Origin of the sequence: Streptomyces diastatochromogenes (assembly GCF_002242805.1) — a bacterium.
Classification (GTDB): Bacteria; Actinomycetota; Actinomycetes; order Streptomycetales; family Streptomycetaceae; genus Streptomyces; species Streptomyces diastatochromogenes.
Genome location: NZ_MCGQ01000013.1, coordinates 438,988 through 453,518, shown reverse-complemented (window position 1 = coordinate 453,518; position 14,531 = coordinate 438,988). Strand labels below are relative to the sequence as shown.

General features: G+C 70.8%; 13 protein-coding genes. 9 read left to right on the top strand and 4 right to left on the bottom strand.

The features are described 5' to 3' along the window. Positions 1-41 precede the first annotated feature (41 nt). Both glp and galU read right to left on the bottom strand, forming a co-directional pair. Positions 42-1,364 carry a molybdotransferase-like divisome protein Glp gene (gene glp / locus BEK98_RS16900; RefSeq protein ID WP_094217338.1) on the bottom strand — a complete coding sequence of 441 codons (1,323 nt, stop codon included), beginning with the start codon at positions 1,362-1,364 and terminating at the stop codon, positions 42-44. Positions 1,365-1,369: 5 nt separating this feature from the next. Then, on the bottom strand, positions 1,370-2,272 hold the full coding sequence (gene galU, locus BEK98_RS16895) for a UTP--glucose-1-phosphate uridylyltransferase GalU (RefSeq protein WP_094217337.1): 903 nt from the start codon (positions 2,270-2,272) through the stop codon (positions 1,370-1,372). Positions 2,273-2,405: 133 nt separating this feature from the next. Between galU and BEK98_RS16890 the strand changes: the two genes are divergently transcribed. Further along, on the top strand, positions 2,406-2,978 hold the full coding sequence (locus tag BEK98_RS16890) for a 5-formyltetrahydrofolate cyclo-ligase (RefSeq protein ID WP_094217435.1): 573 nt from the start codon (positions 2,406-2,408) through the stop codon (positions 2,976-2,978). A 69-nt stretch (positions 2,979-3,047) separates the two neighbouring features. On the opposite strand, the gene BEK98_RS16885 is transcribed toward BEK98_RS16890, so the two are convergent. Beyond that, positions 3,048-5,825, bottom strand: coding sequence for a penicillin acylase family protein (locus BEK98_RS16885; protein WP_094217336.1), 2,778 nt, complete (start codon positions 5,823-5,825; stop codon positions 3,048-3,050). Between the two features lie 217 nt (positions 5,826-6,042). Between BEK98_RS16885 and BEK98_RS16880 the strand changes: the two genes are divergently transcribed. The 6 genes from BEK98_RS16880 to mscL all read left to right on the top strand — a co-directional run bounded on the left by BEK98_RS16880 (position 6,043) and on the right by mscL (position 11,843). Beyond that, entirely contained in the window at positions 6,043-7,596 is a 1,554-nt protein-coding gene (locus tag BEK98_RS16880) for a potassium/proton antiporter (protein ID WP_094217335.1), read from the top strand. Positions 7,597-7,862: 266 nt separating this feature from the next. Then, positions 7,863-9,158, top strand: coding sequence for an MFS transporter (locus BEK98_RS16870; protein WP_094217334.1), 1,296 nt, complete (start codon positions 7,863-7,865; stop codon positions 9,156-9,158). 68 nt (positions 9,159-9,226) lie between these two features. Next, positions 9,227-9,547: an FmdB family zinc ribbon protein gene (locus BEK98_RS16865; protein WP_094217333.1), complete on the top strand. Its 321-nt coding sequence runs from the start codon at positions 9,227-9,229 to the stop codon at positions 9,545-9,547. A 102-nt stretch (positions 9,548-9,649) separates the two neighbouring features. After that, positions 9,650-10,483 (top strand): S-methyl-5'-thioadenosine phosphorylase, encoded by an 834-nt coding sequence (locus tag BEK98_RS16860; protein WP_094217332.1) that lies wholly within the window; start codon positions 9,650-9,652, stop codon positions 10,481-10,483. Positions 10,484-10,670: 187 nt separating this feature from the next. Next, entirely contained in the window at positions 10,671-11,246 is a 576-nt protein-coding gene (locus BEK98_RS16855; RefSeq protein ID WP_094217434.1) for a CpaB family protein, read from the top strand. 138 nt (positions 11,247-11,384) lie between these two features. Continuing rightward, a complete protein-coding gene (mscL, locus tag BEK98_RS16850; protein ID WP_094217331.1) occupies positions 11,385-11,843 on the top strand; it encodes a large conductance mechanosensitive channel protein MscL in 459 nt (152 codons plus the stop codon). Between the two features lie 55 nt (positions 11,844-11,898). Here mscL and BEK98_RS16845 read toward each other — a convergent pair whose 3' ends face one another. After that, the gene (locus BEK98_RS16845) at positions 11,899-12,075 is read right to left on the bottom strand and encodes a hypothetical protein (RefSeq protein ID WP_094217330.1); all 177 of its coding nucleotides are present in this window, start codon (positions 12,073-12,075) and stop codon (positions 11,899-11,901) included. Positions 12,076-12,211: 136 nt separating this feature from the next. Here BEK98_RS16845 and BEK98_RS16840 point away from each other — a divergent pair, with 136 nt between their 5' ends. Beyond that, positions 12,212-13,450, top strand: coding sequence for a low temperature requirement protein A (locus BEK98_RS16840; protein ID WP_094217329.1), 1,239 nt, complete (start codon positions 12,212-12,214; stop codon positions 13,448-13,450). 40 nt (positions 13,451-13,490) lie between these two features. Continuing rightward, entirely contained in the window at positions 13,491-14,516 is a 1,026-nt protein-coding gene (locus tag BEK98_RS16835; protein WP_094217328.1) for a P1 family peptidase, read from the top strand. Positions 14,517-14,531 lie beyond the last annotated feature (15 nt).

Below are 14,531 nucleotides of genomic sequence, written 5' to 3'. Positions count from 1 at the left end.
GTGCACGGGCCTGTTGTGCGCGACACGGTACCGCCCGCTCGTCAGCCGAGCAGCACGACCTCCACGTCCGTACCGGGCTCGACGGACTCCATGTCCTCGGGGACGACGATCAGCGCGTCGGCGTGCGCCAGCGCCGCGATCAGATGGGAACCGGAGCCGCCCACGGGGGTCACCTCACCGTCGGCGTACGTTCCGCGCAGGAACTGCCGGCGCCCCTTGGGCGAGCGGAGCGCCTTGTCCGACCTCAGGGTGGCCCGGGTGCGGGGCCGGTGGACGTCCTCGAGGCCCATCAGGGTGCGGATCGCCGGGCGGACGAACAGCTCGAAGGAGACGTACGACGACACGGGGTTGCCGGGCAGGGCCAGCAGGGGCGTGTGGTCGCGGCCGATGGAGCCGAAGCCCTGGGGTTTGCCGGGCTGCATGGCGATCTTGCGGAAGTCGATGCCGCCGCCCGCCTCGTCCTCGTCGCCGACGTGCGACAGCGCCTCCTTGACGACGTCGTACGCCCCGACGCTCACCCCGCCCGTGGTCACCAGCAGGTCGGCACGGATGAGCTGGTCCTCGATGGCGGAGCGCAGGATGTCGGCGTCGTCGGCGACGGCGCCCACCCGGTAGGCGATGGCGCCCGCGTCGCGTGCGGCCGCGGTGAGGGCGAAGCTGTTGGAGTCGTAGATCTGGCCCTTGCCCAGCTCCTCGCCGGGCTGGACGAGTTCGCTGCCCGTGGACAGGACCACCACGCGCGGGCGTGGGCGCACCCGTACCGTGCCCCGGCCGATCGCGGCGAGCAGCGCGATCTGCGGCGGACCGAGGATCGTCCCGGCCTCCAGGGCGAGATCCCCGGCCTTCACGTCGCTGCCCCTGGCGCGCACGTGCGCGCGTGCCTCGGCGGGGCGGTGCACGCGTACCTGCCCCTCCGCGCCCTCGGGGGCCAGGGCGCGGGCCCGCATCCCGCTGGCCGGCCCCTCGCCGAGCCCGCCGTCGGTCCACTCGACGGGGACGACGGCCTCGGCACCGGGCGGCAGCGGGGCACCGGTCATGATGCGGGCCGTCTGGCCGGGGCCGACCCGGACCAGGTGGGCGGCGCCGGCCGCGACGTCCCCGACGACCTCCAGGACGGCCGGGAACTCCTCGGTGGCGCCGGCGACGTCCGCGACCCGCACCGCGTACCCGTCCATCGAGCTGTTGTCGAACGGCGGCAGGGAGACCGGCACCGTGACGTCGTCGACCAGGACGCAGCCCTGGGCGTCGAGCAGCTGCAGCTCGATGGGTTCGAGGGGGCGGACGGTGGTGAGGATGTCCTCCAGGTGCTCGTCCACCGACCAGAGGTGGTCCGGGCCGGCGGGGCTGGTCGCGGCGCTGCTCAACGTTGCTACATCTCCTCGGCTACGTAACTGCGAAGCCAGGTCCGGAAGTCCGGGCCCAGGTCTTCACGTTCGCACGCCAGTCTGACAATGGCACGCAGGTAGTCGCCACGGTCGCCGGTGTCATAGCGGCGGCCCTTGAAGACGACGCCGTGCACCGGGCCGCCGACCTTCTCGTCCTGGGCGAGCTGCTGGAGGGCGTCGGTCAGCTGGATCTCGCCGCCGCGGCCGGGCTCGGTCTTGCGGAGTATGTCGAAGATGTGCGGGTCGAGGACGTAGCGTCCGATGATCGCGTAGTTCGAGGGGGCGTCCGCCGGGTCCGGCTTCTCGACCAGGCCGGTCACCTTGACCACGTCGCCGTCGGCGGTGGTCTCGACGGCCGCGCAGCCGTAGAGGTGGATCTGCTCGGGCGCGACCTCCATGAGCGCGATCACGCTGCCGCCGTGCTGCTCCTGAACCTCGATCATGCGCTGGAGCAGCGGGTCGCGCGGGTCGATCAGGTCGTCACCGAGGAGGACGGCGAAGGGCTCGTGGCCGACGTGCGGGGCCGCGCACAGGACGGCGTGGCCGAGGCCCTTGGGGTCGCCCTGGCGCACATAGTGCATGGTGGCCAGGTCGCTGGACTCCTGGACCTTGGCGAGCCGACCGGCGTCGCCCTTCTTCTGGAGGGCCGACTCGAGCTCGTAGTTGCGGTCGAAGTGATCCTCGAGGGGACGCTTGTTGCGTCCGGTGATCATGAGGACGTCGTCGAGCCCCGCCGACACGGCCTCCTCGACCACGTACTGGATCGCCGGCTTGTCCACGACCGGCAGCATCTCCTTGGGAGTGGCTTTGGTGGCCGGCAGGAACCGGGTACCGAGGCCTGCTGCGGGAATGACAGCCTTGCTGATCCTGGGGTGCGACTGAGTCATGCCCGCAACCTTATCCGGTGCCTTTGTAGGGAATCTGTGGCTCCGGTCAGTTGGCCCTCATATGAGCACATGAAGGAAGGCGCGGGAACGACCTGTGGAACACGACGGACGCACGGCCGAGCCTGACAAGCGAATGTTGCGACGGGAGTTCCTCGCGGTGAGGAACAGGTTGACGGAGGATGTCGTGCGGGAGGCGGGCGACACGCTGGCCGCGCGCGCCCTTGAGCTGCCCGAACTGGCGCGTGCGCGCTCGGTGGCGGCGTACGTCTCCGTCGGGAGCGAGCCCGGCACGCTCGCACTGCTGGACGCGCTGCGCGCGCGGGGCGTGCGTGTCCTGCTCCCCGCGCTCCTGCCCGACAACGACCTGGACTGGGGCGAGTACGCCGGTCCGGACTCGCTCGCGCGGATCCAACACGGCGGAAAGATGGCCCTGTTCGAGCCTTCCGGCGAGCGCCTCGGCCCGGACGCGGTGACCGCGACGGACGTCGTTCTGCTGCCCGGGCTCGCGGTGGACGCGCGCGGGATGCGCCTCGGGCGCGGCGGAGGATCGTACGACCGGGTCCTCGCGCGGCTGGAGCGTGCGGGCGCACACCCCGCGCTCGTGGTGCTCCTGTACGACACGGAGGTCGTCGCGCGGGTCCCGGCGGAGGCGCACGATCAGCCGGTGCACGCGGTGGTGACGCCGTCGGGAGTGCGCCGCTTCTGAACGGTCCCCACACACCGGAAAGGCCCTCCACGCGCGCGTGGAGGGCCTTTCCGGTGTGCTGTCAGCGGCTCACGGCCTGAGGACGAGGGTGTCGCTCGTGCTGTCGTCGACCGCCTTGTCCGAGAACGACCAGGGCAGCAACTCGCCCTTGGCCCACTTGCTCGTCTGGTCGGTGTAGTGGGCGCTGAAGGCGTGTCCGGAGGCTCCGGTCAGGTTGATCCACTTGGACTTGTCGAAGTCCTTGAGGTTGACCACCATGCGCATCGACGGCACCCAGACGACGCCGTAGCCGCCGGCCGCGTTCCAGCCGGTCGCGTTGACGGTGGCCTCGCCGCCGCTGAGCTTCCACGGGCCGCGGTTGAGGATGTACTGCAGGAAGTCGGGACCCTCGGTGCCGAGCGTCTGGTTCTTCAGGAACAGGCGGTGCAGCCGGCCCCAGCTCCAGGTGTCGATGTCCTTGCCGAGCTTGGCGGTCAGCTCCCAGCGGGCGTCGATCATGGCGCGGGCGAACAGCTGGTCGCGGTTGTTCGCCTCGGGGCGGGTGCCCGACTTGGGCGTCTTCCACCAGTCGCTGTCCGGCTTGTCCATCAGCTTGCGCACGACCTCGAACCAGCGGTCGCCGCCGTCCGGCTGCGCCTGGTCGGCGTCGCGCTGGCCGCACTCGCGCACCTTCGTGTCGTCGTCCACCGGACCGGTGCTGTCGATCTTGTCGACCCACAGGCACTGCCCCTTGACGCGCAGCTCCTTGGGGAGCTTGTTGCCGAAGGCGAGCTTGAGGATGTTGCGCCACACGGCGTTGAAGTAGGCGGCCGCCGCGGAGTCGGCGTCCTGGGTGTAGTCCCAGCCCTCCAGCAGCTTCTGCGCCTCCCGGACGTTCTTGTCGTCGAGGTTGATCTTCAGCAGCTTGGGCACCAGCAGCTTGGCGATCTCGCTGCTGTTGTCCAGCTGCATCTGGCGCATGTCCTCGGGGGAGATCCTGCCGCCGTCCTTGATCTTGGACTCGATCAGGTCGGTGATGCGCTGGCTGCGGGCTCCGTAGCCCCAGTCGGTGGTGAGCGTGTACGGGTACTTGTCCGGGTCGACCACGGCCTGGTTGGCGGTGACGATGTAGCCGCGCTTGGGGTTGTACTCGTAGGGCAGCTCGTCCTGCTTGATGAAGCCGGTCCAGCGGTACTTCGAGTCCCAGCCCGGCGCCGGGATGGAGCCGTCGTCCACCGAGGAGCGGGTGGGGATCTTCCCGGGCAGGGTGTAGCCGATGTTGTTCTCGGTGTCGGCGTAGATCAGGTTCTGCGAGGGCACGTCGAACAGGGCGGCGGCGGCGCGGAAGTCCTTCCAGCCGGCCGCCCTGTCGATGGCGAACACGGCGTCCATGGAGGTGCCCGGGTCGAGCGCCGTCCACCTCAGGGCGATGCCGTAGCCGTCGCCGCGGTCGGGCGCGGCGGTGTTGACGGCGGCCTTCCTGCCGACCTGGACGAGTTCGTCGTCACGGTCGGACAGCAGCGGCATCCCGTCGGCGGTCTGGCGTACGACGATCGTCTTGGACTTGCCGCCGGCGACCTTGATGGTCTCCTCGCGGGTCTTGAAGGGCCGGACCTTGCCGTCGTACAGGTAGCCGTTGCCGCTGACCTTCTCCAGGTACAGGTCCGTGACGTCGACGCCGGAGTTGGTCATGCCCCAGGCGATGTCCGCGTTGTGGCCGATTATCACCCCGGGCATGCCGGCGAAGGTGTAGCCCGTGACGTCGTACTGGCACGTGCTGGAGACGGTGCGGCAGTGCAGGCCCATCTGGTACCAGACGGACGGCAGCGACGGCGACAGGTGCGGGTCGTTGGCGAGCAGCGGCTCGTTGGTGATGGTGTACTTCCCGGAGACGACCCAGGAATTGGAGCCGATGCCCTGGCCGTTCACGCCGACGGCGGTGGGCAGGTCGTCCAGGACCTTGTAGAGGCCCCCCAGCTGGCCCGAGAGCGCCGAACCGGCCGTGGACGAGGTGGAGGAGCCGGTGGTGCCCGTGGTGCCCTGGGAGGTGCCTGTGGCGCCACCCTGCTGGAAGGTCTTGGTCAGCTCGCTGTACTGGCCTTCCTGGACGATCGGCTTGTTACGGCTGTAGGGGTACTCGGGGTAGAGGTCCTCGATCTGCTGCGGGCCGAGACGGCTGGTCATCAGGGCGCGGTCGATCTCGTCCTGCATGTTGCCGCGCAGGTCCCAGGCCATCGCCTTCAGCCAGGAGACGGAGTCGACCGGGGTCCACTTCGCCGGCTTGTAGTCGTTGGTGAAGCCCAGAGCCGCGTACTCCAGGGAGATGTCCTTGCCGTCCTTGCCCTGGAGGTAGGCGTTGACTCCCTTGGCGTACGCGTCGAGGTACTTCTTCGTGGAGTCCGACAGCTTGGTGTCGGACTCCTCCTTGGCGATCCGGTCCCAGCCGAGGGTCCGCAGGAACTCGTCGTTCTTGACCTGACCCTTGCCGAACATCTCCGACAGGCGCCCGGAGGTCATGTGCCGGCGCACGTCCATCTCATAGAACCGGTCCTGCGCCTGGACGAAGCCCTGCGCCATGAACAGGTCCTCGTCGGAGGAGGCGTAGATCTGCGGGATGCCGTTGCCGTCCCGCTTGACGTCGACGGGCCCCGACAGGCCCTGGAGCGTGATCGAACCCGTGGTCTGCGGGAAGGAGGCGCGGACGGTGCTGATCGACCAGTACGCCCCGTAGGCGATGCCTCCGATGATGGCCAGGACGAGCACCAGCACGACAAGTCGGGCTTTGCGCCCCTTCTTCCTGCCGGACTTGACGGACGTGGCACCCGTTGTGGCGGTGTCACCCGTTGTGGCGGTGGTGTTGGGGGGCATCGCTGTCCTTGCTGTCCTAACGCGAGCGGCAGGTCGGGCTGTGACTTTGAATGAGCGCTGGAGCAACCATAGGCGCAGGGCCCCGAGCCGCTTGACGCGGAGTCGGAAACCGGCGCGCACGGACGTTCGATCTTGCCTCGGCGAGTGTCAAGAAAACGTCAAGAGTTAGGTAAGGTAACGAAGTACTTGGGTGCGGTGCGCCGCAGCCTCGGGTCTTGTGTACGTGTGCTCGCGCGTCCCGCGCGCGAGCCAAGGAAGGGAACCGCCGCTGACTGTTCACCACCTCGACCAGCTCCTGCTCGTCTGCTCCCTGGTCCTCCTGGTCGCCGTCGCGGCCGTCCGGATCTCCTCCCGCAGCGGGCTCCCCAGCCTGCTCGTCTACCTGGGGATCGGCGTCCTCATGGGCCAGGACGGCATCGGGAACATCCACTTCAACAACGCCGAGATGACCCAGGTCATCGGGTACGCGGCCCTGGTCGTGATCCTCGCCGAGGGCGGTCTGGGCACGAAGTGGAAGGAGATCGAGCCGGCCCTGCCGGCCGCCTCGGCCCTGGCACTGTTCGGGGTCGCGGCGAGCGTCGGGGTGACGGCCGCGGGCGCGCACTACCTGATCGGGCTGGAGTGGCGGCAGGCGCTCATCATCGGCGCGGTGGTGTCCTCGACGGACGCGGCGGCGGTCTTCTCGGTGCTGCGCAGAATCCCTCTCCCCGCGCGCGTGACGGGCACCCTGGAGGCGGAGTCCGGCTTCAACGACGCCCCGGTGGTCATCCTGGTCCTCGCCTTTTCCGAGGCGGGCCCGATCGAGCACTGGTACGTGCTGGTGGGCGAGATACTCCTGGAGCTGGCCATCGGCGCCGCCATAGGCCTCGCGGTGGGCTGGCTCGGCGCCTGGGGCCTCAGGCGCGTGGCACTGCCCGCCTCCGGCCTCTACCCCATCGCCGTCATGGCCATCGCGGTCATGGCGTACGCGGCAGGCGCGCTGGCGCACGGCAGCGGCTTCCTGGCGGTCTACCTCGCGTCGATGGTGCTCGGCAACGCCAAGCTGCCGCACTGGCCCGCCACCCGAGGCTTCGCCGAAGGGGTCGGCTGGATCGCCCAGATCGGCATGTTCGTCCTGCTCGGCCTGCTGGTCACCCCGCACGACCTGGGCGACGACATCTGGCCGGCCCTGGTCATCGGGCTCGTGCTGACCATGGTGGCCCGGCCCCTGAGCGTGGTGCTCAGCCTGGTGCCGTTCCGGGTGCCCTGGCGCGAGCAGGCGCTGATGTCCTGGGCCGGGCTGCGCGGCGCCGTACCCATCATCCTGGCGACGATCCCCATGGTGAACGGGGTCGACGCCAGCCGCCGCATCTTCAACATCGTCTTCGTCCTGGTCGTCGTCTACACCCTCGTCCAGGGGCCGACCCTGCCCTGGCTGGCCCGCATGCTGCGGCTCGGCGAGAAGGGCGAGGCCTCCGACCTCGGCATCGAGTCGGCGCCCCTGGAGCGGCTGCGCGGGCATCTGCTGTCCGTCTCCATCCCCGAGGGCTCCCGGATGCACGGCGTGGAGGTCAACGAGCTGCGGCTGCCGCCCGGGGCCGCCGTCACCCTCGTCGTCCGGGAAGGAAAATCGTTTGTTCCGCTGCCCACGACGGTGCTGCGGCGCGGCGACGAACTCCTCGTGGTCGCCACCGACCCCGTGCGCGACGCGGCGGAACGACGCCTGCGCGCCGTCGCCCACGGCGGCAAGCTGGCCGGCTGGCTGGGCACGAACGGCGCGGGCGCGCGTTAAGGGTGCGTTCACACTGTTCACACCCTCACCAATGCCAGGTGAACACACCCTGTGGTGCTCATTTTCACAGGCGCACAAGGACTGGATCCCTGTAACATAAAGGCACCCTGATCGAACCAACTCTGCCTGACGCAGAGCTGGCGCGACCGTATGGCGGCCGGAACGCCCTCCACAGAGGCGCCGGTATCTACCGCAGTTCCGCGCAAGAGGACAGCTCTCGGCGCCCCCGCACGGGCGCGCTACCAGGCGGCAGAAAGGCACGGGCCGTGGAATCCACGGTCACCACCGAGCCGTCGAAGAACTCGGCGGCGCCGTCCCGCCCGGGATACGGCCAGCTGCTGCGCACCCGCGGCGCCTGGACCTTCCTGCTCCCCGGCTTCGCCGCGCGCCAGCCGTTCGCGATGCTCACCATCTCCATCGTGCTGCTCGTGCAGCACACCACCGGCTCGTACGGTGCCGCGGGCGCCGCCGCGGCCGCCACCGGTGTCTCCATGGCGCTGTTCGCGCCGTACAGCGGCCGCCTCGCCGACCGCTACGGGCAGCGTGCCGTCCTGATCCCCGGTGTCCTGGTGCACGTGCTGTCGGGCCTGACCCTGACGGCGCTCGCGCTGGCACACGCCCCCCTGTGGGCGCTGTTCGCCGCGGCCGTGCCGACTGGTGCCTCGGTCCCGCAGGTCGGCCCCATGGTCCGCGCGCGCTGGGGCGTGAAGCTGCAGGGCTCGCCCCTGATGACCACCGCGGCGGCCTTCGAGTCCGTCACGGACGAGCTGACCTTCGTCTTCGGGCCGCTGCTGGCGACCGCGCTGTGCACCGCCGTGACCCCGTCCGCGGGCCTGGTGACCGAGGCCGCGCTGACCCTCGTCGGCGGTCTGCTGTTCGCCGCGCAGAAGAGCACACAGCCGCCGGTGACCGGCGAGAGCGGGCACGCGCGCGTGCAGCACGTCTCCGCCCTGCGCGTCCCCGGTGTGCGGGTGCTGGTCGTGACCTTCCTGGGCATCGGGTCGGTCTTCGGCGGCATGCAGGTGTCGCTGGCGGCGTTCACCGAGTCGATCGGCGAGCCCGGCCTGAACGGCGTCCTGTACGGCACCTTCGCCGCGGGCAACATGCTCTCCGGCATCGTCTGCGGCGCCATCGCCTGGAAGGTCGCCCCGCAGCGGCGCCTGGTCCTCGGCTACGCGGCGCTCGCGCTGACCGCGTCCGCGCTGTGGACGGCGCACTCCGTGCTGCTGCTGGCCGCTCTCGGCCTGCTGGTCGGCATGTGCATCGCACCCGCCCTGATCACCGGCTACACGCTGGTCGAGGGTCTGGTGCCGGCCGGGGCCCGCACCGAGGCGTTCACCTGGCTGACCGGCGCCGTCGCGCTCGGCCAGGCGGCCGCCGTCACGGTCGCCGGACAGCTGGAGGACCGCCTCTGGGGCGGCGCGGGATTCCTGGTGCCGATGGCCGGCACCGTGCTCGCGCTGGCCACCCTGGTCGCCCTGCGTTCGCGGCTGGCCGCCCGGCCCCGGACCCTGACCGTCGCACGTGGCGTCGGTCACCGAGTGCCGGTGACGGTGGACTGATCCCCAGGGAATACGTCACTATGGACCGTTGTTAGCACTCATTGAGCGAGAGTGCCAGGAGGAAGACAGTGCCGACCTACCAGTACCAGTGCACCGAGTGCGGCGAGGGCCTCGAGGCGGTGCAGAAGTTCACCGATGACGCCCTCACCGAGTGCCCCAACTGCGGTGGCCGCCTGAAGAAGGTGTTCTCCGCGGTCGGCATCGTCTTCAAGGGCTCCGGCTTCTACCGCAACGACTCCCGCGGCTCCACGTCGAGCAGCAGCCCGGCGTCGAAGCCGTCCAGCTCCTCGTCGTCGAGCTCTTCCTCGTCCGACTCGAAGTCGTCCTCGTCGACGTCCTCGTCGTCCTCGTCCTCGTCGGGCTCGACCAGCAGCAGCTCCGCAGCCTGAGACCTCGCTCCCCGGGCCCTGCCGTCACGCGACGGCAGGGCCTTAGGCGTACCCCTCGGCACCGGCTCCCCCACCCTTTCCTGGCCAGCTAATGTGCTCGTCATGGCGAACGCAGAGATCGGCGTAATCGGTGGATCGGGCTTCTACTCGTTCCTCGACGACGTGACCGAGATCCAGGTGGACACCCCCTACGGGCAGCCCAGCGACTCCCTCTTCCTCGGCGAGATCGCCGGCCGGCGGGTCGCCTTCCTGCCCCGGCACGGCCGCGGCCACCACCTGCCACCGCACCGCATCAACTACCGCGCCAACCTCTGGGCCCTGCGCTCGGTCGGCGTCCGGCAGGTCCTCGGACCGTGTGCGGTGGGCGGGCTGCGCCCCGAGTACGGCCCGGGGACGCTCCTCGTACCGGACCAGTTCGTGGACCGCACGAAGTCCCGGGTGCAGACCTACTTCGACGGGCTGCCGCTGCCCGACGGCACGGTGCCCAACGTGGTGCACGTGTCCATGGCCGACCCCTACTGCCCCGCCGGACGGGCCGCCGCGTTGAAGGCGGCGCGCGGACGGGACTGGGAGCCGGTGGACGGCGGCACGCTGGTCGTGGTCGAGGGACCGCGCTTCTCGACCCGCGCCGAATCGTTGTGGCACCAGGCGCAGGGCTGGTCGGTGGTGGGCATGACCGGCCACCCCGAGGCGGCGCTCGCCCGTGAACTGGAGCTGTGCTACTCGTCACTGACCCTGGTCACCGACCTGGACGCCGGTGCCGAAACCGGCGAGGGGGTCTCGCACGAGGAGGTGCTGCAGGTGTTCGCGGCCAACGTGGACCGCTTGCGGGGTGTGCTGTTCGACGCGGTGGCGGCGCTGCCGGAGACCGGGGCGCGGGACTGCCTGTGCAGGAACGCGCTCGGCGGGATGGATCCGGGCTTCGAGCTGCCGTAGCGCGAGGGGGGCGGGAGCGGGCGAGAGCGGGCCGAGGCGGGAGCGGGCCGGGGCGGAATTTCCCGTTCGAGTGGGCGGGTTGTCCACAACCTGCCAGTAGTCCACCGGCTCCGGCGGGCTTCGGCGCGAGACGTCATCGTGGCATCGCAAGCCGAATTCCTCGTCGCAGGCGGTGATCCCCGTGCCCTTGACCTCGTCGTCCCCCACTCCCCCCACTCCCTCCGCGCCCTCTCCCTACCTCCCGCGTCCACTGGGCACCGATGCCCCGGCGACCTGCGAGGTCCCGCACTTCGCCCCGGTGCGGGTGCGCGGCGGGCGGTATCAGCTGCAGCGGCTCGTACGGCATCGCAGGCGGGCTCTCGCGGCCGGCCTCGCCGTGACGGCGGCCGCGCTCGTGGCGGCGGGGCCGCGGACCGCGGCGGAACCCCACCGCGCCGAGCGGGTCCGCGGGCACCCGGTCACGGAACCGGTACGACGGCACGCAGCGGCGGACGTGGTGACGGCGCCGGTGCGGATCTCGGACGCCGCCACCGTCCGGTTGCTGCGGCCCGGCGACCGCGTCGACGTCATCGCCGCCGAGGACCCGTCGACCGGAGGCGGCGCCCGGGTGCTCGCACGCGGCGTGCGGGTGACGAAGGTGCCGGAGCCCCTGGAGGGCGCGTCCGAGAGCGGGGCGCTGGTCGTGCTGTCGGTGCCGCGCACCACGGCGGCGCGGCTCGTCGGTGCGAGCGCCACGGCACGACTGGCGGTGACGCTGTGCTGAGCCGCCTCGGCCGCTTCCTCGGCGGCCCGCCGTCAAGTCCTTCGATCAAGCTACGGAATTGGACACAATGGCCTACCCGTGCCGTAGGTTGCGGAGCGTTTCGTTCCACACCCGGTGCAGGCGAGGAGAGTCCCCGAAGTGAGCGTGAAGAAGCAACCGAGCATCTTGCAGGGCTTCAAGGCCTTCCTGATGCGCGGGAACGTCGTCGATCTGGCAGTCGCGGTGGTCATCGGCGCCGCCTTCACGAACATCGTCAACGCGGTGGTGAAGGGGATCATCAACCCGCTGGTGGGCGCGATCGGCACACAGAACCTGGACAACTACAGCTCGTGCCTCAGCGCCTCGTGCAAGGGGACGCACGGCATCCAGCTGATGTGGGGCTCCGTCCTCGGCGCCGCACTGACCTTCCTGATCACGGCGACGGTCGTGTACTTCCTGATGGTGCTGCCGATGTCGAAGTACCTGGCGCGGCAGGAGGCCCGCAAGAAGGCGCGCGAGGGCACGCAGGAGGTCATCGAGGTGACCGAGCTGGAGGTGCTCAAGGAGATCCGCGACGCGCTGGTCGCGCAGCGCGGATCGGGACACGACCAGCGCTGACGGCGATCCCGCGGGCGGCTCGGAGCCTGCGAGCGGGCCGGAGCCCGCGGGCGGCTCAGAGGTGGTGGGGCGGCTTCTCGTCGAGGAAGCGCTTGAGGTCGGCGGCGCTGTCGCCGTCCGGGCGCTCGCCCCACCCGCGGTCGGTGTCGTCCGAGGACTGCTGGCTCAGCGGGTCGTCGAAGATCAGCGCGGGCTTCGGGTCGCGCGGCTCGGGTGCGGGGGCGGTGCTCATGCCCCAAGGGTACGGCCCCGGCCCGAAAGCCAGGAGACGCCTTCCGACCTGGGGCTTCTCCCGGGGCTGTGGACCCCCGATTCCTTGTGAACGCGTTCACAAGATATTGCGGCGGTTTTCTGCTGTCCTGGGAGGCATGACGTCCAGTTCCACTCCGGCGCCCGCTTCACAGGGCGCGCAGAAGTCCCGGGGGCCCCTGCGGAGGCTCACAGCGCGTGGGCGCGACGAGGCGCACCGGGTCTCCTCACCACTAGAGCTGTTCTTCGACCTGTGTTTCGTCGTGGCCATCGCGCAGGCGGGCATGCAACTCGTGCACGCCGTGGCCGAGGGGCACGCGGGCAACGGGATCCTGAACTACGCGATGGTGTTCTTCGCCATCTGGTGGGCCTGGATGAACTTCACCTGGTTCGCCTCGGCGTACGACAACGACGACCCGCTCTACCGGGTGGTGACCCTGGTCCAGATCGCCGGCGTGCTGGTGCTGGCCGCGGGCGTCTCGCGGGCATTCGAGGAGCACGACTTCCTGGTGGTCTGGCTCGGCTACGTGATCATGCGGCTGGCGATGGTCGCGCAGTGGCTGAGAGTGGCGAGATCGGCCGAGGGCGCGGAGCGGACCGCGGCGCTCAGATACGCGTGCGGTGTGCTGGTGTGCCTGGTCGGCTGGCTGGGGCTGATCCTGCTGCCCGAGCCGGCCCGGCCCTGGGTGTTCCTGGTGATGGCGATCGCGGAGCTGTGCGTGCCGGTGTACGCGGAGAGGAACCACGAGACGTCCTGGCACGCGCACCACATCGCCGAGCGGTACGGGCTGTTCACGATCATCGTGCTGGGCGAGACGATCGCCGCGGCCACGGTGGCCGTGAAGTCGGCGGTGGACGAGCACGACGCGCTGGGTGAGCTGCTGCCGATCGCGGCGGGCGGCCTGCTGATCGTCTTCTCCGCGTGGTGGATCTACTTCGTGGTGCCCATCCATGGTCACCTGGCCTCCAACAGACAGGCGTTCCTGTGGGGCTACGGCCACTACCTGATCTTCGCCTCGGCCGCGGCGATCGGCGCGGGCCTGGAGGTGGCGGTGGAGCAGGCGGTCGGCAAGGCGCACATCTCCACGTTGTCCGCCTCGGCGGCCGTGACCCTGCCGACGGCGCTGTACCTGCTGACCGTGTGGGCGCTGCACTCGCGGCACTTCAAGGTCGGCATCAGCCAGCAGCTGATCCTCCCGGTCACCGCGCTGCTGGTGGTCTGCTGCACCTTCCTGGGCCAGTGGGCGGTGCTCGCCGCGGGGTTCGTGGCGGCGGCCGCGGTGGCGGTCGGGGTGACGCTCACGGCGCGCATGGTCGGCCGCGAGCGGCGCGCGAACGCGACGGCACCGGCCGCCTGAACTCTTCGGACGCGTCCTGGGGGTGGGCCAGACTGCCCCCATGACAGTTGACGCATTGACGGATGTGGCCGGGCTGCGGGTGGGACACGCCACCCGCAGCGGGGACGGCTGGCTCACCGGCACCACAGTCGTCCTCGCGCCCGAGGGCGGCGCCGTCGCCGCCGTGGACGTGCGCGGAGGCGGCCCCGGGACCAAGGAGACCGACGCCCTCGACCCGCGCAACGTGGTGCAGAAGGTCGACGCCGTCGTGCTGACCGGAGGCAGCGCCTACGGGCTCGACGCGGCGTCCGGCGTCATGGCCTGGCTCGAGGAGCGGGGACGCGGGGTGCCGGTCGGGACGGATCCGGCCCACGTCGTGCCGGTGGTCCCCGCCGCCTGCGTCTTCGACCTGGGGCGCGGCGGGAACTTCCGCGCCCGCCCGGACGCGGCGACCGGGCGCGCGGCGGTGGAGGCGGCCGCGGCGAGCGCGCCGGGCGCCCGGGTGCGCGAGGGGTGTGCGGGCGCCGGTACGGGCGCCGTGGCGGGGCAGCTCAAGGGCGGGGTGGGGACCGCGAGCGCGGTCCTCGGCTCGGGGGTCACCGTGGCCGCGCTGGTGGTCGCGAATGCCGCGGGGGCGGTGGTGGATCCCGAAACGGGCGTGCTGTACGGGGAGTTGTTCCAGGGGCGGGTGGAGTACCCGGAGGCGCGCGTGCACGAGGCCGCGCGCCGGCGGCTCGACGCGGCCGCGTCCAAGAACGCGCCCCCGCCGCTGAACACGACGCTCGCGGTGGTCGCGACCGACGCGGACCTCACCAAGGCGCAGGCACAGAAGCTCGCGGGCACGGCGCACGACGGCATCGCCCGCGCCGTACGGCCGGTGCACCTGCTGCACGACGGCGACACGGTGTTCGCGCTGGCGACGGGCGCGCGCCCGCTCGGCGGGCATCCGCTGGCGCTCAACGACATCCTCGCGGCCGGCGCCGATCTCGTGACGCGGGCGATCGTACGGGCCGTGCGCGCCGCCGAGTCGGTCGACGGGCCGGGTGGAGTGTGGCCGTCGTACGGGGAGTTGTACGGGGGCCGGTAGGACCGGGGTCGAGCC

Coding starts and splice junctions, on each gene's coding strand:
- galU (WP_094217337.1), bottom strand. CDS start 2,272: ATGACTCAGTCGCACCCCAGGATCAGCAAGGCTGTCATTCCCGCAGCA.
- BEK98_RS16890 (WP_094217435.1), top strand. CDS start 2,406: ATGTTGCGACGGGAGTTCCTCGCGGTGAGGAACAGGTTGACGGAGGAT.
- BEK98_RS16885 (WP_094217336.1), bottom strand. CDS start 5,825: ATGCCCCCCAACACCACCGCCACAACGGGTGACACCGCCACAACGGGT.
- BEK98_RS16860 (WP_094217332.1), top strand. CDS start 9,650: ATGGCGAACGCAGAGATCGGCGTAATCGGTGGATCGGGCTTCTACTCG.
- BEK98_RS16845 (WP_094217330.1), bottom strand. CDS start 12,075: ATGAGCACCGCCCCCGCACCCGAGCCGCGCGACCCGAAGCCCGCGCTG.
- BEK98_RS16840 (WP_094217329.1), top strand. CDS start 12,212: ATGACGTCCAGTTCCACTCCGGCGCCCGCTTCACAGGGCGCGCAGAAG.
- BEK98_RS16835 (WP_094217328.1), top strand. CDS start 13,491: ATGACAGTTGACGCATTGACGGATGTGGCCGGGCTGCGGGTGGGACAC.